A 21227-nucleotide genomic window follows, 5' to 3' on the forward strand; every position below is an offset into this window, starting at 1 on the left:
GAATATTAACACTTAAATGAAAATAATAAATTCATCCCATTTTCACAAGATTCTAATAGACTGTTTTCGACCTGTATCTAGTAAAATATGCGCCTATTATTTCTATCTTTTGTCCCGATAACAAAACAGGACAAAAAAAGTCGAAGATGCCTGATGATCTTCGATGGATAGCTGCTCTATGATCTATTTAAATTCGGTATTCCAGTTAAAACCGATTGTCTCATCATTCCATGGGATTCTTTTTTCATCGGGCTGATCAGGGTTATACGAGGTTGTTGTAAAATAGATAATTGTTAGCGGCGTTTCGCCCAGCACTCTGTATCCGTGAGCGACGCCTTTTGGAATCAACAACAGCATCGGGTTGTCTTCTCCCATATAATAGACATCGGTTTCTCCTTTTGTTTCTGAATCCTCCCGCAGGTCGTAAAGGACAACCTGAGCGTGGCCGGTCGGGAAGAACCAGAGATCGTCCTGCTTCTCGTGATAATGAAACGCTTTGATCACACCCGGATAGCTTTTGGACCAAGACGCCTGCCCAAAATGCTCAAGGAGGTTCTCATCATCGCGAACCAGTTCAGCAAAAAAACCTCTGTCATCACAATGCTTTGTCAGTTTCTTCACCTTGACTCCTTCAATCACAAGCACTGCTCCTTTCCTGCAAATATTCCCGTAAAGCATCCCGCCAATGACGCGGTCGTATGCCGGCTTCTTCAATAGCCCTGTGGCTCAGCACAGAGTAAGCCGGCCGGGGTGTCGAATTCCCATATTCTTCTGTCGTTACAGGTGTAATCGTTGTGTTCAGCCCGCTTTCTTCCATAATAGCCTTTGCAAACTCATACCAGCTGCATATGCCTGAATTGCTGACATGGTAGATGCCCGGCGGATGGCTGAACAGCTTGATGACCGCTTCCGCCAAATCCTTCGTATAGGTCGGCGAGCCGATTTGATCGTTCACAACCCGCAGCTCTTGTTTTGTTTCAGCGAGCTTCAGCATCGTATGAACAAAATTGCTGCCGCTTTGTCCGTACACCCACGATGTTCTGATGATCGTGCTGTCTGTTCTTGCTAACTGGATCAGCTCTTCTCCGAGTTTTTTACTTTTGCCGTAGATGGTGTTCGGGTCGAGGTGGTCGTCTTCCCTGTATGGCTGGGTCCCCTTCCCGTCAAACACATAATCCGTGCTGATATGAACATATTGCGCTCCGATGCGGGATGACTCCAGCGCTGTGTAGTAAGCGCCAATACCGTTGATCAAGTATGCTTTATCCAGCTCCGTCTCGCATTTATCAACGGACGTAAACGCGGCGGTATTGACCACGATATCCGGCTGATAATGCCCGAACGAATGCCGTACAGAACGCTGATCGGCGATGTTCATCATCTGCTTTGTTAACGCAATGACCTCATATCCGGCTTGCTTCAGCTGCCGGCACAGCTCCAAGCCAAGCTGTCCGCTCGCACCGGTCACCAATACCTTTGTCAATCGGATCACCTTCTCATCGGTCATTGTCTGTATACCAGCGAATCGTACGCGCAATACCTTCTTCAAACGGCACTTCCTGCCGCCAGCCAAGCTCATTTTTCAGCTTTGACGCATTGATCGCGTAGCGCCGGTCATGCCCTTTTCGGTCTTCCACGTGAGCAAACAATTCCTCACAGCCCAAATGTTTCATGATGATACTCGCCAGCTCTTTATTCGTGCGTTCATTTCCGCCGCCGATATTATACACCTCACCGTCGGTTCCTTTTTCTAAAATCAGCTTGATGGCGCGGCAATGGTCCTCTGCAAAAAGCCAGTCTCTGATCTGAAGCCCGTCACCGTAGAGCGGAACCGGCAAGCCTTGTTTTGCATGGCGGATAATCGTTGGGATCATTTTTTCACTATGCTGATATGGGCCGTAATTATTGCTGCAGCGTGTAATAATAGCCGGCAGTTTGTGTGTTTTCACATACGATAGCACAAGTAGGTCAGAGCTCGCTTTGCTCGCGGAATAAGGGTTGTTGGGAGAAAGCCGCGTTGTTTCCGTAAATGCGGGATCATTCGCTTCTAAATCCCCGTACACCTCGTCTGTTGAAATATGAATCAGCTTTTTGGCTTTTCCTTGTAAGACTGCCTCAGCCAGACGGTATGTGCCCATGACATTCGTTGTGATAAACGGCTCCGCTTGAGAGATGCTTCTGTCTACATGCGATTCCGCGGCGAAATGAATCACGGCGTCATAGGTCTCGTCAAACGCCCGGTCAATATCCTCTTGAATGCTGATATCCCCTTTTACAAACCGAAACCGGCTGTTTCCCTTTAGTTTTTCGATTTCCTGCGGGTGGCTGGCATACGTTAATTTATCTAGAACGGTAATGCGCGCATCCGTTTCCTTCAGCATGAGCTTTGTAAACGTGAGCCCTATGAATCCGGCCCCGCCTGTAATGAGATATGATTTTGCCATAACTATTCGTCCTGTCCTTTCTGTAAAGCCTGATGTACCAGCCGGGAGGCGAGATAAAGCGATTCGTGTGTTCCTGCATCGACCCACCAGCCCGATAACACATCATACGTCAGCTTGCTGTTTTCAATGTATAAATTATTTACATCAGTGATTTCCAGCTCGCCGCGCTTTGATGGTGATATTTGTTCAATATACGAAAACACTTCTGCATCATACATGTAAATGCCGGTTACACAAAGGTTGGTCGGCGGATTTGCAGGCTTTTCAATAATGGATCGAATTTGTTTGTTTTTCTCATCAATCTCAGCAATTCCAAAACGTTCTGGATCATCCACTTCTTTCAGAAGCACCTTCGCCCCTTTTCCCTGCTGTTGAAATCGCTCCGTATAAGGCTTTAATGAATCTTCAAAAATATTATCACCTAATAATAAAATGAAAGGCTTCTTTCCGGTAAAGCGTTTTGCATACGATAACCCATCTGAAATTCCAGATGCGGCGGGCTGCACTTGATAAGTGACGGAGACGCCTAGCTCCTCCCCGCTTCCAAGCAGCTTATAAAACTGAGGCATGTGCTCTTTTTGGCTGATAAGTAAAATCTCTTTAATTCCGGCTTCCTCAAGCTTCATTATCGACCAGTAAATCATCGGATAAGGGCCTACAGGAAGCAAATGCTTGTTGACGGCTTTGGTTAAGGGCATAAGGCGTGAGCCGTTTCCTCCGGCTAAAATGACACCTTTCACATTAACACTTCCTTACATGCATTTTTATATCTTATCATCAAGCAAATCATAATAGATGGGTGATACCCGGTTCATTCCTTTTCCATTTACGAGCGGCAGGCCGATTCACTCTGCAGCTGAGACATCAGGGCGCTCGCCTGCTTTTTGATAGAGGACTGAGACCAAGTGATAGTCTTCCGGCCGCCGTTTTGTTGGCTTAAAACATTTGAATAACAAATTTAATGATATCCGCACCCGCTTCCGCCACGGCATCAATCCGTGCAAAGGCCTGATCCCATTTTCCGTCATGATTAATTCCTGTCTCGAAACTATTAAAAACGGGAGCGTGCTTGCCGACAGTTTTGTTCGCGATCTGAAAATCCGCCATTATTTCGCCTTCTTGCCCGGCCAAATGTGGTAATTATAATACGATTGAACAGCGGTAAATCCCATTCTTTCATATAGGCGGATCGCTCTTACATTATGAAGCTGCGTCCCCGCTGTTACCGTTTTATGCTTCAATGTCTCCGGTTGTTCTATGAGATGCGCCAATAAATGAAACGCGACACGCTTGCCTTCATACCCCGGCTTCACAGCCATCAAATCAAGCACATACTCATCACCTTTTGATAAACCTTGCAGGTAGCCGATCATCTCTCCATTATATTTAGCAGCAATATTGATATCTGCTCTCCCCGACAGATTGTTTCGTGTCCACTCTTGAAAGATTTTGTTCGCCGCCTCACGGCTAAGATAAGGATCGTGAAAATACCTGCTTTTCGCAAATGCATTGCTGGCTAACTTGCAAATCTCTTCGGTGTCTCCAGGTTCAGGCTGCACCAGTTCAAAAAATGGCGGCGTTTTTTCATATGGAGACGGCGTGTTCACCAGTTTAAGCAAACTGCCGACAAAATAAGAGGACGGCTGCTGCTGAATGACATGTACTGCTCCAATATCCTCTGCCGGTACACGCACAAACACAAAATCTGTTTCATCCATTTGCCGAACAGAATACAAGGCCTGAAACAGCTGTTTTAGCTGCCCTGTGCTGTTGGCCGCGAAAAGCTTTACGTTCATGACTTTTTTCTGAAGCATTTTGCTTTCCCAAAGGGCGTCTTCATACAGCATCACGCCTTGAAGCTGACTGTTTTCAAACAGGCCGAGCGAAAATTGATACGATCCGTCAAGCGTCATCTGTTTGCTTTGGAGAAATTCCATGATTGCCTCTTGGGAAACATTCTCTTTTATCGTATACACCTAACCAGCCCCTTTTGCGGTGTCCCGCACGGCCTCAATCACGCCGTTGACATCTTCGTCAGACATTGATGGATACAGCGGGAGTGACAGGGTGCGTTTGTAATTATTCATGGCGCGCGGGTAGTCTGTTTCCTTAAACCCAAATTGCTTTTGATCATACGGAGGAATATGCACTGGGATAACATGAACACTGTGTGCCGATATTGTATTCATCCTTTAAAGCCGTAAACACTTCATTCCGAGTGACACCCTCCTGCTTTCCATTGGCTTGCAGGACATATACATGCCAGGCATGCCGGCCTTCATTTGAACAAACGGCGTGATCAGCTCTGACAAACGCGGCCATGTTATTCAGAATGATTCCGCCTGTAATCAACCCCTGTTTTCGCTTCCAGTGCCGAAAACAAGGCGAGTGTTGACTCAGTAACCGGGTAATTGGAAGCCGTAAATGACTGACGCGCCGCTTCTGCCCTTTGATACATGGCAGGATTTCGAAGAACCTCAATCAGGGTATGCGCTAATTCCTCCGGCTTTTCAAATATAAAATCGCCAAGAGACTCGTAATACGGGTACGTGCGGTTTCCGGTCGATTTTCCGATTAGTGCGGGTTTTTGAAACAGCATGGCCTCAAGACCCACCGTTGAGGTTTGCGTTACAGCGGCGTCTGCATACGCCAGGATATCGTACAGATCCATCTCTTTTTTGATGATTCTGCATGCTTTATGTTTTTTTGCCGCCGCATGATATATATCCAGCTTGTTTTTTCCGATTTCCCACGGGTGAGGTTTAATGATGATTTGCAGTTGTTTTTGCGTGGAAAGCTCATCTAACACACTTGAATAAAATTCTTCCGAGAAGGGCTGTGTGGCGATCAAAACGATTTTTTTAGACGGGTGAAAGGCCAGCTTTCGATAAAATACTGACATGTCCATAGGTGTCCTGTTGAAAATGTCGTCAAAGCGGGGATGTCCCGTTATGAGAATCTGTTCTGGTTTGCAGCCTCTTTGTTGATACCAACCAGCTTCATACGCGCCAAAAACAGCCTGATAGGTTGTAAAAACGGGCAAGAAGGCTTCATCTCCCATCAGCGCTCCATGCTGAAGGCAGAAACTCACGGCTCCTCTCCTTTCACATGTCAGAGCGAGCACCCTGCTGTAAATGTCTTCTGTCGTTCCAACAACAACGGCAGAAATGTTCTCTTTCGTGAATAAAGCATCTACTGTGTCAATGGCCTCCATGAACAAAGGAATATCCTTGAAAAGCCGCTCTCGAAATGCTTGATCACCGAATGCCGGGTGGTCATCATAAGCCGAAAGAATTGAAAAAGCTTTTTCAAGATACGGCTTCGGATCGCCTTTTTCACTTGAAGCAGCCACTTCAGGCTTGCTGATCACAGGCAAATCGCAATAATTTGGCTTACTCCATCTAGCCAAAACAGCAGTTTTCTCAGGATCAAATTGGTAGTAATTATCGTTTACAAAACGAAGGTGATCAAAATGCAAGATCACTTTTCCCTTCACGGGCGCGTCATTTGTTTTGGCAATGCTCTGTTTTTTCTCTTCAAAGAACGTCTGAATCTGACCTACATCGATATGCTGCTCCGCAGGCCCGAATAATTCCGGTTCTTCTTCCATCATCACTCTCAGCTCAGGGCTGATGTATTGGTAAAAATTACTGATAAGCCCGAGCGGAATCCCCTTGTAGCGAAGCCTGTCAAAAAGCTCCGCATACTTCCGGTACAGCACCCAATAATTGCTTAAATAGGCCGACAAACTCTCACCCCATTCCAAGCTTTCTTAATGATTCACGCAGTTCGCGGCAGTTGCGTTGCGGAGGAAGATTCCGTACGAACTCGTTTTTTTCTGACTCAAACAGCTGAAAATGAATGGATTGGTCTGTAATATAGTTCAGATCAAGCTCCTCGGCCAGCGGGTAAAACGGATAAAAATGATTGACTCTCCAAAAGAACCGGGCATCACCGATCCGATAAAACGCCGGGCTTTCATCCCAATAAGAGCCAAACGCCTCCTTCACCTTCTCAAGCACCGTATACCTGTGCATCACCGAGCAATGGTCAATTGCGCACGGGGCGTTCCACGTTACTTGACTGGCGGGCCTGACGGTTTCTTTTATAATGTCTTGATTCTCGTTTAAATGATAGGTTTTCGAACTTGAGTAGATCACAGCCTTTTCCGGATGATCATCGAGTTCACGCACCATCTTTAACAGCCGATCCGGCATATAGATGTTGTCATCCGTCGCATAGGTGATATACTCACCCTCCGCCATCTCAATCGCTTGATTGATCAGCGCCGCGTATCTCGTTTTTTCCGTTCTTTCCTTCACTCCAGATACATCGCTTTGGTAGAAATGCACACGGTTATCATTCAAAAAGGGACGTATTTCATTCAGCGTCTCTTCATTTGAATTGTCATCCATAATAAACAATTCAAAATCAGAAAAAGTTTGTGAGAGTATGCTTGAAATGGACTTTGCCACATAATCGCTTTTGTTATAGCTCGTCATTATCACTGAGACTTTCGGCAAATCCTACACCTCCTCCTTGAATTTTCACATCTGAAACTAACGTTATCTTATGTTGCTTAAGCGCAAGTTGCGCTAGGAAGACAGACTAATATGCGAAAAGATTGTGTACATCGATTGAAAAAACAGTGATCGGCCAGAGAAATCGGCACGCTCACTGTTCTTTTTTTCAGCATATTCCAAGCTTTGGCCTCATAAGGTGAAAGAGATAAAAATCGCACTAGCGACTAAGATCGTTTGTCATCGGGGGTGAGTCATCTCGGAGCGTTTATTTATACATCAGGAACATGTTCTGAATGGTTTTCATAAAAAGGAGGAACGATATGAAACCGAAAAAAAACCAATATCAGCAAATGCAGGGATATGATATGCAGGGGTATTCTCCTCAATTTGGCGCAAATCCGTATCCGCAGCCTCAAGGGCAAGGCCCGCAAATGCAAGGCCCAATGCAAGGTCCGCAAATGCAGACGATGGGACAAATGCAGCAAATGCCCATGCAGCAGGGGCAGCAAGGCTTCGGATTCCCTACTCAGCAGCAAGGCCAGGGCGGCGGATTTCAAATTCCATCGGGGCAGACACCATCGGGCGGCCAAAACATTCCCGGCATGCTGCCTGTCGAGGAATCATACATCGAGAATATACTGCGCCTGAACAGGGGAAAAACGGCTACCATCTATATGACATTTGAAAACAGCAAGGAGTGGGGATCAAAGATTTTCCGCGGCGTCATCGAGGCGGCGGGCCGGGATCACATTATTATCAGCGATCCGAAAACAGGAACCCGCTACCTTCTGCTGACGATCTATCTTGATTACGTCACCTTTGATGAAGAAATTGCATACACGTACCCATACTCGATGTCATCCTATTCACCAAGATAAAGAAAAAAAAAGCCAATCCTCATGATATGAGAGATTGGCTTTTTTCTTTATAGATATTTGACAGCTGCGACAACGATCATGATCCAAGAAATAATGAATGCCACACCGCCGAGCGGCGTGATTGCGCCAAGAATGGAAATTTGCGTCACGCTGAGGATGTATAAGCTTCCGGAAAACAGCACAATCCCCGCAAACATCAGCCAGCCGGCTGTTGTGACACTGCCGATGCCGGATAATTTATCAGCGAGAAACGCGACAACAAAAAGTCCCAGCGCGTGATACATATGATACTGCACGCCTGTGTGCCAAACCTGAAGATATTTATCAGGAATTTTCCCTTCTAATCCGTGTGCGCCAAATGCCCCGAGTCCCACGGCAAGCATGGCATTAATAGCGCCTAATATGATAAATACTTTCATCTATTCTCTCCCGCCTTTTCGTTAAACTCCTATCAATTATCATATCGCACCTGTATAAAAATTCAATGTTTGTTCTCCGATGACACGAGATTGTCGGATTTTCTCCTGCGCCATAGCTGAAACTGATCCATCGCTATTGCAGCAAGCGTCCCTAAGACAAGCCCATTGCTTAACAGAGAAATAAACACCGGATGCATATCCTTTAATGCACTTCCTGGCACAAACATAATGCCGACACCTGTAAGCAGTGAAATGCCGATCACAGCCCGCACTCTTTTCAGCTCTGATGTCTCATAGGAATCAAATTCAGCAAACGCCAAACCAACCATTGCAGAAAACACAACAAAGTTTACCGCAAACCCAACGGGTGACGGCAGGCTCGCAAACGCATTCATAAAAAACGGAATCACGCTGATGAAAACGACCAGCATACTGCCGAGAACAAACGGCTTTTTAGAAGACATCTTGGTTGTTTCAATAAAACCCGCCGCTCCCGAAATCGGAACCGGTGCAATGGCTCCAGACAAACCGCTCAGCAAATGACTGAATGAAGCCGCAAATCCGGCATGGCGCTCATGACGCTTCCCATCCGTCTGTTTCCCGAATTTTTTCACCGCAATGTCCACAACCTTCATACTTGCCAGCATGTTAACGATCAGCAGAATCGTAATAAAAACCGATGTGATGGCTAGGCCGCTGTTAAATAATGGGGCACCGAACGGCAACAGAGATGGCAGCTGAAACAGCCGATCTGGCCATTCGATCGGTTTTGCAACACCCGCAGCCGCAAACAGCACCCATCCGCCGAAAAGAGCCAATAAAATAGAATATTGCTTTAAAAAAACGATATTAGAATTTGACATGATAAAAGCCGCGGCGACGACAACCAGCGCCAGGCCAAATACAAGACCATCCACGCTGTCTTTTAAATAGCCGATGCCAAGAAGCCCTTTTATAATCGGCTGGCTCAGCTGCATGACGAGCAGCAGCAAATAGACCCCTGTCACAACCGGAGTAAACAAGGCAGCAAGCCGATCAATGACCTTAAAGACACTTAACAAAAAGAAACATACAGCGCTTACAAGAAGCGCCCCCTGCAAGCCGCGCAGTGTTTCGCCATATGTCGCAAACACCGTTCCGGTCAGGCCGCCGTAGATTGTGTACACTCCCCACCACAAGCCGGCAGGGCTTTCATTTATAGGCAGCCGGTGCCCTTTCAAACACTGAATAACTGCGGCAATTCCCAATACAAAAAAAGTGCTTTGAATCAGCCGTGCAGAATCTGAATGATCCAGATGAAACGATTGGGCAACCGCCACCGGAACAACAATCGCCGCGGCAATCATAAACGCTGCCCATTGCAGAGCGCCAAGAACCAATTTCACGTAAGCTCAACCTTTCTGATTAAAAATCAAATAAAGACTCTCCGTTTCCATCCTCTTCCTGCTTATCTTTTTCCTGCTTCCGATACTTGTTTAATCCGGCGCTGCCCATCATTTTTTCCATCAGCAGCTGGTCTGTTGAAGGCGGCGCCGACGGACTTGCCGTAACACTCGGCTGAATGCGCGGCGTGCTCCCCGTCTCCGGCTGATCCAGCACGACGTCGCACAAAGAACGGACGACGGCCACGTGGCGCTTCAGCTCCTCATCATGTTCGGCCGTCTTTGCTTTCTTCAATTCCTCTTCCATCTTCTGAATCAAAGCGGATATATGAATGTTCATAAAAAATCCTCCAAAAATAAAATGTAGTCTCCCTGCATTTTATCAAATTCCTGCCGCAAACGCAGATATGAGTTTGTTATTTTTTCTGACAGGAATCTCGCATTTGACAAACAGAAGCCAATTTTCACATAATGAATCACCATGACCTGCAGGAAGGAGAGAGATTATGAACAGCATCCCCTCGATTGTCAGCAGCCATCAAGCATTTTTCGCGGCAGGGCATACGAAATCAATTGACTCAAGACTGGACGTCTTAAAGAAGCTGAAACACACCATCAAAGCGTATGAAGCGGACATCACAGCCGCTCTCTATCAGGATCTTCACAAATCTGAACAAGAAGCGTACACAACGGAAATCGGCATTGTTCTTGAGGAAATCAGCTTTGTGATGAAACGGCTGAAAAAATGGGCCAAGCCGAAAAGAGTCAAAACGCCATTGACCCATATTGGTTCCAAAAGTGTTATTTTCCCCGAGCCGTATGGCACCGTCTTGGTGATTGCGCCATGGAATTATCCCCTGCAGCTGGCGCTTTCTCCGCTGATCGGAGCCATTGCGGCCGGGAACACGGTCGTTCTCAAACCCTCAGAATATACGCCAGCTGTTTCGGCTGTTCTTTCCGCTCTCATCCGTGACGTTTTTCCAGGTGATTACGTCGCTTTGGCGGAAGGCGGGCCGGACATCAGCACAGCTCTATTACAGCAGCCGTTTGACTACATATTTTTTACTGGAAGCGTGGCCGTAGGAAAAGTTGTCATGGAAGCGGCGGCCAAACAATTAATTCCCGTCACCTTAGAGCTCGGAGGAAAAAGTCCCTGCATCGTCCATAAAGATGCTGACATCAAGCTTGCCGCCAAACGCATCGTTTTCGGGAAATTTACGAATGCGGGCCAAACCTGCATCGCACCGGATTATTTGCTCGTTCACGAAGACATCAAAACAGAGCTTACGGAAGAAATGAAGCGTGTCATTGGTGAGTTTTACGGACTGCAGCCCGAACTGAATCCGTCTTATGGCAAAATCGTCAGTGAACGCCATTATCAGCGGCTGCTGAGCTTTCTGAAAGACGGCGTCGCGCTAATTGGCGGCCAAGCAGACCACCGGCACCACAAAATAGCGCCGACCATTCTCGGTCAAGTCACAGATGATTCCCCAGTGATGCAAGAGGAAATTTTCGGACCCATTCTTCCGCTGTTTACATATCGCGGCATCGATGAAGTCATTGAGAAAGTCAAGTCGCGTCCCAAGCCGCTTGCCCTGTATGTGTTTACAACAAACCAAACAATTGAACGAGAGATAATAGAAAACCTGTCGTTTGGCGGCGGCTGTGTCAACGATACGTTGATGCATGTCGCGACACCGTATTTGCCATTCGGCGGCGTGGGAGATAGCGGAATCGGCAGCTATCACGGATTTGACAGCTTTAACACATTTACGCACAAAAAAAGCGTCGTCAAGCAAACGAACCGCTTCGACTTCGCTTTCCGTTATCCATCATCCAAAAACGGCCTGCGTTTGATACGGAAAATACTCAAATAAAAAAGCGCAGGTCATCTGCGCTTTTTATAAATCCTTTATACACCAATCAATCGGAGTTTCCCCCATTTTCTCCAAGTAGGCATTTGCCCGCGAAAATGGCTTGCTGCCAAAAAATCCGTTTCTTGCTGAAAACGGGCTGGGATGCGTCGATTCAATAATAAAATGCTTGGACGTGTCGACTCGTTCTTTTTTCATTTGGGCATGCCGGCCCCAAAGTATAAAAATAATCGGCCGCTCTCTTTCATTCAGCACGTCAATTATCCGGTCAGTCAGCCGCTCCCAGCCTTTTCCTTTATGGGAATTCGCCTGCCCGCGCCGCACTGTGAGCACGGTATTCAGCAAAAGAACCCCCTGCTTCGCCCAGCTGACGAGCGACCCGTGATTCGGTATGCTGCAGCCGATATCATCCTGAAGCTCCAGAAAAATATTTTTCAATGAAGGCGGCTGCTTCACACCCGGCTTTACGGAGAAGCTTAAGCCTTGAGCCTGTCCAGGTCCATGATACGGATCTTGACCGAGAATAACCACCTTGACATCATCGTACGGCGTGTAGTGCAGCGCATTAAAGATATCGCGGCTGTCCGGATAGATCGTCTCCTCCATGTATTCCCGCTTCAGCATTTCTCTCAGCTCTAGATAATACGGTTTTTCAAACTCTTCCTTCAGCTGTTCCCACCAGCTGTCCTGCAAAAGCTGTTTCAAGATGCAAACCTCCTTACGAACGATGAAGTCTGGAATAGACAGGTTTGCCATCCCAAACAATCTCACTTTGTGCTTCCCGCCTCTTCATGTCAGGCTCTTCAAGCAGGATGGCAAAGTTTTTCGTCGGCAGTTCCCCTAGTCCGTGCTTCTCACTTAAACGATCCAAATATTGCTTCCGCTTGGCGCCAAGGTCTGCGGACTGATTGTCCCCCGCGTCACTGAAGGCATATATCACACTGGCACAAGGCACACGCTTGACCCGGTAATCCTTCGCTGCACGCAAGTAAAAATCCCAGTCCCAATAATTATGCACATCAGCATCGAAATACCCGATCTCATCGTGCAGGAAACGTCTGTACATGCTGCCCGACGGCACGTAGGTCGAGAACACTCTCATATCCTCATAATCAGCGGTATACGCAAATAACTTCCGCGAAATCGGATATCTTGTCCCTTCCCTCTCTTCAAACGACACAATTTCGGCATCAGAATGAACGAAATCTGCCGTTTCCATTTCCTTCGCCATTCTTTCCAGATGGCCCGGCGTGAAGAAATCATCATCATCACAAAGCATGATACAGTCGCCTGATACCTCTTTGACACCCGCATTTCTCGCTGCCACATGGCCTGAGTTCTTTTCTAAATCAATCACAGCAATCGGCAGCTCCGGATACAGTGCTTTGGCCTGCTCAACCGACTCCCCGGCATCATTGACAATAATGACTTCATACGGCTTCATAGTCTGCTGTGAAATCGACTCCAGCAGCTCACACAAAGCCGGAATCCGATTATAGGTCACAATTACGATAGAAATCTTCATGATGCTCTCCTTCTCATTTTCATAGTCATGTACTATTAAAACATATATTTGACGGGAGATCAGTGGGAATATCCTACCGAACTGTGAAATGGAAACTACAGAAACAGCAAAGTGACGCCTACCAGAAGCACCATAATCAGCATCAGCTCTCCACATACACGAACGACATCTTTCAGGCGGACGCCATTCGGCAGGACGAGATGCCATAGCTTAGATTGATAGACCGGCAGCAGCACCAATGCGTAAGAAAGGCACAAAAAAGTGAATGCCGGCGGAACAAAAGCACAGCCTGCATCGTCCCAATCTCTCACAATTTCAGAAACACTCGTTCCATCTGACAAGAACAAACCAATCAACAAGGCCAGCAAAACAAAGGACCCCAATTGAACATCAAACAGACGCATGCGTTGGTGGCAAGCAATCCAGAGTGCCCAAAACCAGCCAATAGAATAGAATAATAATAGAAAAACGATTGCACCAGCAGTAAAAACAACATCTGGCATCCTATCGAACAAAAAAACAAGCGGTACGGACACAGCCATAACCAAAAGGATGGAGGCACCCACAAACAAAAATACAGCCACATGAATAACAAAACCATATAAGCAAGAGCCGAGTCTCATGACAATCCCCCTTCATTACATAGAATTCCTATGTAGATACCTAAAAAATCAGGCAAGCTGGCGCCTGCCAAAATAACAGCCTATTCGCCCGCACGCCGGAAATAACAGCGTAGCACAAGCACACGCCCCTATAAACCAAGGTGTCAGCAAGGATTGAAACAGCGCAGCAGGAACTAGATCAAACAGAAAAACAAACATAAAAATAACGTTCGGCACCATAGAAATAAGAATCGTATGTAAAACAAGCCGTTCACCGCGTTGCCCGAACTCCCTGACGCCTTGGTACCCAATCAGGACCCAATAGAGAATATAAGCAGCTAAAATCAGCCACACAGAAACAGAAATGCCTTTCCACACTGCATGAACAAAGGGAGATTCTAACCATGCATGCAATACTGTAATGGTAATACCTGCTGCAAATAAAGCACTATTGCAGAATAGATGGAATAATAAAAACGTACGGGCGGATACAGGCTGTTCTTTCTGAAAGGAAGATACAATCTCATCCGGTGTGCCAAATTCCCGAACCAAACATTCCATGGCTTCCGCCTCACTCTTCCCCTCTTGAATGGAGTAAAACAAGTGGTGTTCAATATGGTTTTCGATCTCTTCGATCATCGCTTCACTATCAGAAACCCCTTTAAGCCCGTTTTTCACTTTATATATATAAGTCTCTTTATCCATTCTGTCCGCCCCGCTTCAGCATTCGGTCCATCATAGCTGAAAACACGCTCCATTCCTTTGTGCGCTCTGCCAGGATCTCTCTGCCGTCTTCTGTAATCCGATAATACTTACGATCCGGGCCTTTCTCCTGCTTCTCCCAATATGAAGAAATATATCCTTGCCGTTCAAGTTTATGAAGGGAAGGATACAATGTTCCCTCTTTCATCTGCAGTTCATTATCGCTGCGGCTTCCCATCTCTTTTACAAGCTCATAGCCATACATCGGCCTCTCATTCAGGAGCGTTAATACCAATATCACAGTGCTGCCCTTAATCAGCTCACGATTTAACATGACAAAACCCCTACCTAGTTTTCTTATGTAGCATTGTACGAAATCACCCTGAAACTGTCAATTGATTCCTATAAACCTTTCGTATTGTGATAAGCAGAAAATCTAACTATAATGAGATATAAAACATTGATGGAGGTTCAACACATGTCTATGCATAAAGCACTCACGATTGCCGGCTCCGATTCCAGCGGCGGCGCGGGAATTCAAGCTGATTTAAAAACATTTCAAGAAAAAAACGTATATGGGATGACAGCCTTAACGGTGATCGTTGCAATGGACCCGAACAACAGCTGGGATCATCAAGTCTTTCCGATCGATCCAGACACGATTCGCGCACAGCTCGCAACGATTGTAGACGGCATTGGTGTGGACGCCATGAAAACGGGAATGCTGCCAACCGTTGAGATTATCGAGCTTGCGGCGAAAACGATCAAAGAAAAACAACTGCAAAACGTCGTGATTGATCCGGTTATGGTATGCAAAGGGGCAAATGAGGTTCTTTATCCGGAGCACGCGCAAGCCCTGCGTGAACAATTGGCACCGCTCGCTACCGTGATTACGCCAAACCTGTTCGAAGCCAGCCAGCTCAGCGGCATGGGTGAATTAAAAACGATTGAAGACATGAAAGAAGCGGCGAAAAAAATCCACGCCCTCGGCGCTCAATATGTTGTGATTACAGGCGGAGGCAAGCTGAAGCACGAAAAAGCTGTAGACGTTCTATATGACGGAGAAACAGCGGAAGTCCTTGAAAGTGAAATGATTGATACGCCTTATACACATGGCGCCGGCTGTACGTTCTCCGCAGCGGTGACAGCAGAACTCGCGAAAGGCGCGGAAGTCAAAGAAGCAATTTACGCGGCAAAAGAATTTATTACTGCTGCGATTAAAGAGTCCTTCCCGCTGAATCAGTATGTCGGACCTACGAAGCATTCTGCTTTGCGCCTGAATAAGCAATCTTAAGCAAAATCGGCTGCCTTCCGGAGAGGCAGCCTTTTTTATATTCTCGGAGATTTTTCACAGAAAAAACTGCCGATCACATCGGCAGCCTGTTTATTTGGTCTTTAAATTGTTCGCAGATGACCTCAAAAATGTCTCTATCGATTGAACAAAAAGTGCATATTCCTTCATTTGTTCATATGCCCGTGAAAGGGTTTCTGCCGCTTCACTATGCGGTGTTGTTCCCCGTAGCATTTTTTTCAGCTGAAGCAGCACATCCTTATATTCTTCCCGCTTATCCTCAACTTGGTCCGCAGCCTTTTCTAAACATTCCGGTGTTATCTTCTGTTCATGTATATTCAAGAAAACAACTCCTTTTACAGAAAAAAATGTAGGTTATCGTTGAAGAATAGCACAGATGGCACAGATTTCACATAAGAAAAAAGAAGGATTTTCTACATAAGTGTCCAAATTCCGACTTTCATTTCAGATCTTCCGTTTGATCTCGCAGTCACTTGATCATTTCCCGGGAAAGGAAAATATCTTGCGCTGAATACCTCTTCCCCATGATTGATAAAGACTTCCACTGATGACGCGTCGATAAACATGTGCACTGTGTGCAGATTGCTGATGCGGCAATGTCTCGCTTCTGTTTTTGTACCGTCAAAGCTTGTGCGCTCTAGTGTGATAAGCCCCTCTTCCTTCCGGTAAGAGAATGTGGCAGTGGCGCGGATATTGATTTCAAAACCAGACTCCGTATCAATGTCTTCAATCAAAATTTCAGCTCTTTCAGGATTTTCAACTGGCAGCGTACCAGACGATCCATACATGTTGATTTGAACTTCCTGCCCATTTTTCCGCATCGCTTTCAGCTCAGGAAGCGGCTGCTGTATCAGCTTCTCCCCTGATAGCGTCAGCTGTCTCGGCAGCGTCATACAGTGAATCCAGTGATAATCTTTCGTCGGATGATACTTCTCATCCTGATCAGGTACAGCCATCCACGCAAACAGTATCCGGCGCCCCTGATCGTCTTCAAGTGTCTGCGGCGCGTAAAAATCAAAGCCTTGATCAAGCTCCGTAAACGCAGCATGCATCAGCCCCGTTTTTTCATAATCAAGCTGCCCTACAAAATATCCAGATTGATACACATTTTGATAACGATAGCCGTCAGCTTCAAGTCCTTGGGGCGAGACAATCAGCACGTCGGAGCCTTGAAGAGAAAACAGGTCAGGGCACTCCCACATATATCCGAAATCATTCAGTCCGTTGAGGCCGGCACCTGTTATCGGGCCGAGAAACGTCCACTCAGTCAAGTTATTGGAAGTAAACAAAACAGCTTGGCCCTTCATGTTCTCGGTTTGCGCACCGATCACCATATACCATTTTCCTTCATGCTCCCACACCTTCGGATCACGAAAATGAGCTGTATAGCCTTCAGGAAGACGGGCCACGACACCTTTTTTCTCAAAGGTCAGCCCATCGTCCGATACAGCAAGGCACTGATACGTTTCTCGATTCCCATCCTGGTCCCTGACATTTCCTGTGTAAAACAAATAGAGCCGGTCATCCTTGACAACAGCGCTGCCCGAGTAGCAGCCGTTTTTATCAAACCAATCACTCGGAGCCAACGCAATCTCTTCCCGCTTCCAGCTCACAAAATCGCATGTCGTATAATGCCCCCAAAACTTTGCCCCGTGCCCCGTCTGAAACGGCTGCCACTGAAAAAACAAATGATAGACTCCCTTCCAATACACCACGCCATTTGGATCATTCAGCAAACCAACCGGGGGCATGATGTGAAAGTGCTGGCGGTGCAGATCGCTGTCAGCAATATGTTCTTTTTTCACAACTTCTTCATAAGCCCGGCGACGCAGCTCCTGATCATGTGCTGTCATTATTTCCTCTCCTCATCTTCGTTAATTTTCATGACAAACGCCGCAATGAACGCTGATACTGCTGCAATAACCATTCCAATCATATAGTTTACTAGATTTCCAAATCCAAAAGGTGCTGCAATGGCGATCATCGGAATGCCTGTTAACCCGTAAGCGTTTGCAGCAACATGTGTAAAGACGACATACGCGCCGCCCAGCGCGCCTCCAATCATCGCGGCGATAAACGGCTTCCGGTAGCGAAGGTTTACCCCGAAAATGACGGGCTCAGTAATGCCAAGAAAAGCAGAAAATGCCGCCGGAAGAGCGATTTCCTTCGTTTTTGCCTTTTTCGCTAAAAAGAAGACGGCAAGGCCGGCCCCGCCTTGGGCGACATTTGCCATAGACCAAATCGGCAATAAATAGTTCCTGCCAAGATCTGAAATAAGCCCCGCCTCAATCGCATGGAAGCTGTGATGAACACCTGTGAGGACGATCAGTGAATAGGTGCCTCCAAAAAGAAGGCCTGCGACAAAACCGGCATGATCATACACATATGTTAAAGCAACAGTAATACCGGAGCCAAGCGCTCTTCCTAAAGGGCCGATGGCAATAAATGCGACAAACCCGGTGACAATGACAGTAACAAAAGGCGTAACCAGCAAATCGACCGCATGCGGAACCACTTTTCTTGTCCATTTCTCTACCTTGCTCATGACGTAAACTGCCAGCAGGACAGGGATGACGGTTCCCTGATAACCGAGGAGCGCGATATCAAACCCGAAAAGATGCATATAATCAGGTGACGCTTCCGCCAAACCCCATGGATTCAAAAGCGTCGGGTGTATCATGATTCCCCCGATGACCGCTCCTAAATACGGATTGCTTCCAAACTCTTTTGAAGCGCTGACCCCGATCAAAATCGGCAGGAAGATGAATGCCGCGCTTGAAAACATATCAAGGAGCTGCAGCAGCGCAGAGTCCTTACTCATCCAATGAAAGGCATTGATCATTCCCAATAACCCCATTAACAGGCCGCTGGCTACGATGGCTGGAATGATCGGAACAAAAATATTCGAAAGCGTTTTCGCAAATCTCGCCGCAGGATTCAGTTTCTCTTTAGCAGCATCCTGGTGATTCACATGTTCTTCACGCTCTACATCGGCTTCCTTAGAAAAAGCATCATACACTTTATTGACAAGGCCTGTTCCAAAAATAATCTGGTATTGGCCTGAACTGCTGAAAGCGCCTTTGACGCCTTCAAGCTCTTCTACTTGTGCTTGATCTATCTTTGATTCATCCTTAATCACTAAACGCAGTCTTGTCGCACAATGAGCCGCGCTGATAATGTTTTCTTTTCCCCCGAGAAGCTCAATGAGGCGTTTTGCAGTCTCTTTGTAATCCATCTTCTTCTCCCCCTTTTATAAACAAAAAAGACCTAAAATTCGCCAACGAATAAAGGACACAGCGATCCTTTTTCATTTACGCAAATTTTAGGTCTTGCCTGCTTTACCAGTCACAATCCCGCTTATTCAGATTAAGAATACGCTTTCATCATAAAACATGACAGCGTTTTCGTCAACTGTTTTTTAGTTAAAAAGTTTGATAGATCATGTAGACAAAAATTCGTAAAAATTATTTGTGAAATACTTCACAATATCATGCTATACTATGCTCATCTATCAAAGAAAGCAGGAAAAGACAATGGAAACGCAAGCATTGCAAAAGGTTGAACAGTATGCTTTAAAAAAACAAGACATATTCGTTTCAAGCAAAATCCGTTATTTGCTCAGATCCATTTTGGCCAGCATGTTTATCGGTTTTGGCATTACAGCCGCAAGCAAAACAGGCAGCTATTTCTCTATTGCCGACTCACCGTTTGCCTTTCCGGCTGCCGCTGTGACATTTGGAGCTGCTATTGTATTAATTGCCTACGGAGGCGGGGATTTATTCACCGGCAACACCTTTTATTTCACTTATACCGCACTCCGGAAAAGAATCCGCTGGCGCGATACCCTGTATCTGTGGGCTTTCAGCTATACCGGCAATTTGATCGGAGCCGTTTTATTTGCGATTCTTATCAGCGCAACCGGGCTTTTCGAGGGGGCATCCCATTCCTTTTTGATTCAATTGGCAGAGCATAAGATGGAGCCGCCGGCGTCAGAGCTCTTTTTCCGAGGAATGCTGTGCAATTGGCTTGTATGTCTCGCTTTTTTCATTCCGATGTCTCTCAAAGGAGAAGGAGCAAAGCTGTTTGCCATGATGCTTTTCGTTTTCTGCTTTTTTATTTCCGGTTTCGAACACAGCATTGCCAATATGTGCACATTTGCGATCTCACTTATGATTGATCACCCTGATACAGTCACACTCGCGGGAGCAGTCAGAAACTTAATTCCTGTTACGCTCGGCAATCTGGCCGCAGGAATTGTGATGATGGGCTGGATGTATCACACGCTGAATGCCGATAAATAAAAAAACTTCCAGAGATCACTCCCTGCAAGTCAAAGCGGTTATTCCGAGAGATCTTGAAGACGCTGGACATGCAGCGTGATATAGCCGGCCTCGGACTCCGGCAAATGTAATTGATATTCATTTTTCAGAAACTCCGCCAGCTCCAGCGCACATTGATAGGCAAATGAATACTTTTTTTGGATGAAATAAAGCATCTCTTCGTCCATGACATGAAACGCTTCATTTGATTCCAACCGGCTGACCGCGTATCGCAAATGCGTGACAAGGCGTTGATAGGAAATGCTGTTCTCATCCACCTTTCGATTAAAATAGTTTTCTATTTTCTCTATCATTTCTTTTATCATCGTCGTATGCTTCAGCGCTGAATACATACTCTCCGCATCCATCTTTGCCGTATGGATGTGAAGGGCAATATAACCCGCTTCATCTTCAGGCAGAGACACGCCCAATGTCTCTTTTACATGACCGATCGCCCACAGGCCGATCTCGTATTCTTTTTTATAGAGCGCCTTTATCTCATGCAGTAATTTATTTTGCACAAGCAGCCCATTTTGAATCCTTTCGATCGCAAAGGACAAATGGTCAGAAAGCGCGATATGAATATGGTCGCTCAGCGGCGCCGCGAGCTCCCCTTCCGCATAGCTGATGATATCCTCAGCTATATCAATATGCTCCTCCGGCAGCGTTTGCAGGATTTGTTTAAACTTTTCATTCTCGTCGTGCACGACAAATATCTTTTCTACTTTATTCATAGGGATAAGATCATTTTTCTTTTTTTGAAAAGCGATTCCCGGTCCCATCACAATTTTTTCCTGATCATCCTCTTTAATTAAAGCCGCATTGTTGTTTAATACTTTATAGATTTTCAAGAGGCTCTCTCTCCCGCCAATTAGCTTTTATGACTGGGATTTTACCTCCTTTTGACCGCTATGTAAAGATGCGGGCCGGCCCTCTCCTGCTTTGGCGATTCCTTGAAGGCTTGCAGACATCTTCTTTTATAGAGAGCGGCGGCTTTCGCTTTCTGTTTTTCTTCGTCATTCACAGCCATCCGCCATTCATAAAACGAAACTAGTCCCGCGGCTTGCACCGCCGCTTTTCTTTGATATGTACGCTGAGCCGAATAAATAGCGGCAGCCGCATGTTTTCGGTCCGGCGCCACCCAGTTCATCAAAAAGACCATCCACACCCGTAAAGATACAAGCAAACGTTTCATAGAAAACATCCCTCCGCTTCTTTTTGGCAGGCAGCCTTTTTAGCAGCCCGTT

General features: G+C 46.3%; 24 protein-coding genes and 2 pseudogenes. 4 read left to right on the top strand and 22 right to left on the bottom strand.

Annotated elements, in window-relative coordinates:
• Positions 1–183 precede the first annotated feature (183 nt).
• The 9 genes and pseudogenes from NSU16_RS18870 to spsA form a co-directional block, all read right to left on the bottom strand.
• Complete coding sequence (locus tag NSU16_RS18870) at positions 184–639, bottom strand: dTDP-4-dehydrorhamnose 3,5-epimerase family protein (RefSeq protein ID WP_010332322.1); 456 nt, start codon at positions 637–639, stop codon at positions 184–186.
• Positions 632–1483 carry a dTDP-4-dehydrorhamnose reductase gene (rfbD, locus tag NSU16_RS18875; protein WP_168749032.1) on the bottom strand — a complete coding sequence of 284 codons (852 nt, stop codon included), beginning with the start codon at positions 1481–1483 and terminating at the stop codon, positions 632–634. The genes NSU16_RS18870 and rfbD overlap by 8 nt, the downstream gene beginning before the upstream one ends.
• A gap of 13 nt (positions 1484–1496) precedes the next feature.
• Positions 1497–2444, bottom strand: a complete 948-nt coding sequence (gene rfbB / locus NSU16_RS18880) for a dTDP-glucose 4,6-dehydratase (RefSeq protein ID WP_339191720.1) — start codon at positions 2442–2444, stop codon at positions 1497–1499.
• Between the two features lie 2 nt (positions 2445–2446).
• Complete coding sequence (locus NSU16_RS18885) at positions 2447–3184, bottom strand: sugar phosphate nucleotidyltransferase (RefSeq protein WP_010332325.1); 738 nt, start codon at positions 3182–3184, stop codon at positions 2447–2449.
• Positions 3185–3383: 199 nt separating this feature from the next.
• Positions 3384–3551 (bottom strand): annotated as a pseudogene (locus NSU16_RS18890) (spore coat protein); the annotation flags it as partial.
• Positions 3551–4420, bottom strand: coding sequence for a GNAT family N-acetyltransferase (locus tag NSU16_RS18895; RefSeq protein WP_339191721.1), 870 nt, complete (start codon positions 4418–4420; stop codon positions 3551–3553). The gene NSU16_RS18895 and the pseudogene NSU16_RS18890, both read right to left, overlap by 1 nt.
• A pseudogene (locus NSU16_RS18900) lies at positions 4421–4765 on the bottom strand (DegT/DnrJ/EryC1/StrS family aminotransferase); the annotation flags it as partial.
• A gap of 2 nt (positions 4766–4767) precedes the next feature.
• Positions 4768–6192: a CDP-glycerol glycerophosphotransferase family protein gene (locus tag NSU16_RS18905; protein WP_326218576.1), complete on the bottom strand. Its 1425-nt coding sequence runs from the start codon at positions 6190–6192 to the stop codon at positions 4768–4770.
• A 4-nt stretch (positions 6193–6196) separates the two neighbouring features.
• Entirely contained in the window at positions 6197–6967 is a 771-nt protein-coding gene (gene spsA, locus NSU16_RS18910) for a spore coat dTDP-glycosyltransferase SpsA (protein ID WP_339191722.1), read from the bottom strand.
• Positions 6968–7287: 320 nt separating this feature from the next.
• Between spsA and gerQ the strand changes: the two genes are divergently transcribed.
• Entirely contained in the window at positions 7288–7845 is a 558-nt protein-coding gene (gene gerQ / locus NSU16_RS18915) for a spore coat protein GerQ (protein WP_010332331.1), read from the top strand.
• A 47-nt stretch (positions 7846–7892) separates the two neighbouring features.
• Here the strand turns inward: gerQ and NSU16_RS18920 are convergent, their stop codons facing one another.
• From NSU16_RS18920 to NSU16_RS18930, 3 genes are all read right to left on the bottom strand, one after another.
• Positions 7893–8264, bottom strand: a complete 372-nt coding sequence (locus tag NSU16_RS18920; protein ID WP_010332332.1) for a DUF423 domain-containing protein — start codon at positions 8262–8264, stop codon at positions 7893–7895.
• A gap of 62 nt (positions 8265–8326) precedes the next feature.
• Positions 8327–9649 carry a purine/pyrimidine permease gene (locus tag NSU16_RS18925; protein WP_168749039.1) on the bottom strand — a complete coding sequence of 441 codons (1323 nt, stop codon included), beginning with the start codon at positions 9647–9649 and terminating at the stop codon, positions 8327–8329.
• 19 nt (positions 9650–9668) lie between these two features.
• Positions 9669–9986 carry a YwdI family protein gene (locus tag NSU16_RS18930; protein WP_010332334.1) on the bottom strand — a complete coding sequence of 106 codons (318 nt, stop codon included), beginning with the start codon at positions 9984–9986 and terminating at the stop codon, positions 9669–9671.
• A gap of 166 nt (positions 9987–10152) precedes the next feature.
• On the opposite strand from NSU16_RS18930, the gene NSU16_RS18935 reads away from it, so the two are divergent.
• Positions 10153–11523, top strand: coding sequence for an aldehyde dehydrogenase (locus NSU16_RS18935; protein ID WP_339191723.1), 1371 nt, complete (start codon positions 10153–10155; stop codon positions 11521–11523).
• A gap of 24 nt (positions 11524–11547) precedes the next feature.
• On the opposite strand, the gene NSU16_RS18940 is transcribed toward NSU16_RS18935, so the two are convergent.
• The 5 genes from NSU16_RS18940 to NSU16_RS18960 form a co-directional block, all read right to left on the bottom strand.
• The gene (locus tag NSU16_RS18940) at positions 11548–12225 is read right to left on the bottom strand and encodes a uracil-DNA glycosylase (protein ID WP_268444621.1); all 678 of its coding nucleotides are present in this window, start codon (positions 12223–12225) and stop codon (positions 11548–11550) included.
• A 13-nt stretch (positions 12226–12238) separates the two neighbouring features.
• The gene (locus tag NSU16_RS18945) at positions 12239–13045 is read right to left on the bottom strand and encodes a glycosyltransferase family 2 protein (RefSeq protein ID WP_339191724.1); all 807 of its coding nucleotides are present in this window, start codon (positions 13043–13045) and stop codon (positions 12239–12241) included.
• Positions 13046–13140: 95 nt separating this feature from the next.
• A complete protein-coding gene (locus tag NSU16_RS18950; RefSeq protein ID WP_339191725.1) occupies positions 13141–13668 on the bottom strand; it encodes a hypothetical protein in 528 nt (175 codons plus the stop codon).
• Positions 13669–13716: 48 nt separating this feature from the next.
• The gene (locus NSU16_RS18955) at positions 13717–14352 is read right to left on the bottom strand and encodes a permease prefix domain 1-containing protein (protein ID WP_339191726.1); all 636 of its coding nucleotides are present in this window, start codon (positions 14350–14352) and stop codon (positions 13717–13719) included.
• Complete coding sequence (locus NSU16_RS18960; protein WP_010332341.1) at positions 14345–14683, bottom strand: PadR family transcriptional regulator; 339 nt, start codon at positions 14681–14683, stop codon at positions 14345–14347. The genes NSU16_RS18955 and NSU16_RS18960 overlap by 8 nt, the downstream gene beginning before the upstream one ends.
• A gap of 144 nt (positions 14684–14827) precedes the next feature.
• On the opposite strand from NSU16_RS18960, the gene NSU16_RS18965 reads away from it, so the two are divergent.
• Positions 14828–15643 (top strand): bifunctional hydroxymethylpyrimidine kinase/phosphomethylpyrimidine kinase, encoded by an 816-nt coding sequence (locus NSU16_RS18965; RefSeq protein ID WP_024123277.1) that lies wholly within the window; start codon positions 14828–14830, stop codon positions 15641–15643.
• A 90-nt stretch (positions 15644–15733) separates the two neighbouring features.
• Here NSU16_RS18965 and NSU16_RS18970 read toward each other — a convergent pair whose 3' ends face one another.
• From NSU16_RS18970 to scrA, 3 genes are all read right to left on the bottom strand, one after another.
• Entirely contained in the window at positions 15734–15982 is a 249-nt protein-coding gene (locus tag NSU16_RS18970) for a hypothetical protein (protein ID WP_010332343.1), read from the bottom strand.
• A gap of 92 nt (positions 15983–16074) precedes the next feature.
• Entirely contained in the window at positions 16075–17514 is a 1440-nt protein-coding gene (sacA, locus tag NSU16_RS18975; protein ID WP_339191727.1) for a sucrose-6-phosphate hydrolase, read from the bottom strand.
• Positions 17514–18896, bottom strand: a complete 1383-nt coding sequence (gene scrA, locus NSU16_RS18980) for a PTS system sucrose transporter subunit IIBC (RefSeq protein ID WP_268444638.1) — start codon at positions 18894–18896, stop codon at positions 17514–17516. Before scrA ends, sacA begins: the two co-directional genes overlap by 1 nt.
• Positions 18897–19194: 298 nt before the next feature.
• Between scrA and NSU16_RS18985 the strand changes: the two genes are divergently transcribed.
• Complete coding sequence (locus NSU16_RS18985) at positions 19195–19962, top strand: formate/nitrite transporter family protein (RefSeq protein WP_339191728.1); 768 nt, start codon at positions 19195–19197, stop codon at positions 19960–19962.
• Between the two features lie 38 nt (positions 19963–20000).
• Here the strand turns inward: NSU16_RS18985 and sacT are convergent, their stop codons facing one another.
• Together sacT and NSU16_RS18995 are read right to left on the bottom strand one after the other, a co-directional pair.
• Entirely contained in the window at positions 20001–20831 is an 831-nt protein-coding gene (gene sacT / locus NSU16_RS18990; RefSeq protein ID WP_010332347.1) for a sac operon transcriptional antiterminator SacT, read from the bottom strand.
• 41 nt (positions 20832–20872) lie between these two features.
• A complete protein-coding gene (locus NSU16_RS18995; protein WP_339191729.1) occupies positions 20873–21175 on the bottom strand; it encodes a hypothetical protein in 303 nt (100 codons plus the stop codon).
• Positions 21176–21227: the final 52 nt, after the last annotated feature.

The organism is Bacillus sp. FSL K6-1003 (genome assembly GCF_037964945.1).
GTDB classification, from domain to species: Bacteria; Bacillota; Bacilli; order Bacillales; family Bacillaceae; genus Bacillus; species Bacillus mojavensis.

Coding starts and splice junctions, on each gene's coding strand:
- rfbB (WP_339191720.1), bottom strand. CDS start 2,444: ATGGCAAAATCATATCTCATTACAGGCGGGGCCGGATTCATAGGGCTC.
- gerQ (WP_010332331.1), top strand. CDS start 7,288: ATGAAACCGAAAAAAAACCAATATCAGCAAATGCAGGGATATGATATG.
- NSU16_RS18920 (WP_010332332.1), bottom strand. CDS start 8,264: ATGAAAGTATTTATCATATTAGGCGCTATTAATGCCATGCTTGCCGTG.
- NSU16_RS18930 (WP_010332334.1), bottom strand. CDS start 9,986: ATGAACATTCATATATCCGCTTTGATTCAGAAGATGGAAGAGGAATTG.
- NSU16_RS18935 (WP_339191723.1), top strand. CDS start 10,153: ATGAACAGCATCCCCTCGATTGTCAGCAGCCATCAAGCATTTTTCGCG.
- NSU16_RS18945 (WP_339191724.1), bottom strand. CDS start 13,045: ATGAAGATTTCTATCGTAATTGTGACCTATAATCGGATTCCGGCTTTG.
- NSU16_RS18950 (WP_339191725.1), bottom strand. CDS start 13,668: ATGAGACTCGGCTCTTGCTTATATGGTTTTGTTATTCATGTGGCTGTA.
- NSU16_RS18955 (WP_339191726.1), bottom strand. CDS start 14,352: ATGGATAAAGAGACTTATATATATAAAGTGAAAAACGGGCTTAAAGGG.
- NSU16_RS18960 (WP_010332341.1), bottom strand. CDS start 14,683: ATGTTAAATCGTGAGCTGATTAAGGGCAGCACTGTGATATTGGTATTA.
- NSU16_RS18965 (WP_024123277.1), top strand. CDS start 14,828: ATGTCTATGCATAAAGCACTCACGATTGCCGGCTCCGATTCCAGCGGC.
- sacA (WP_339191727.1), bottom strand. CDS start 17,514: ATGACAGCACATGATCAGGAGCTGCGTCGCCGGGCTTATGAAGAAGTT.
- scrA (WP_268444638.1), bottom strand. CDS start 18,896: ATGGATTACAAAGAGACTGCAAAACGCCTCATTGAGCTTCTCGGGGGA.
- NSU16_RS18985 (WP_339191728.1), top strand. CDS start 19,195: ATGGAAACGCAAGCATTGCAAAAGGTTGAACAGTATGCTTTAAAAAAA.
- NSU16_RS18995 (WP_339191729.1), bottom strand. CDS start 21,175: ATGAAACGTTTGCTTGTATCTTTACGGGTGTGGATGGTCTTTTTGATG.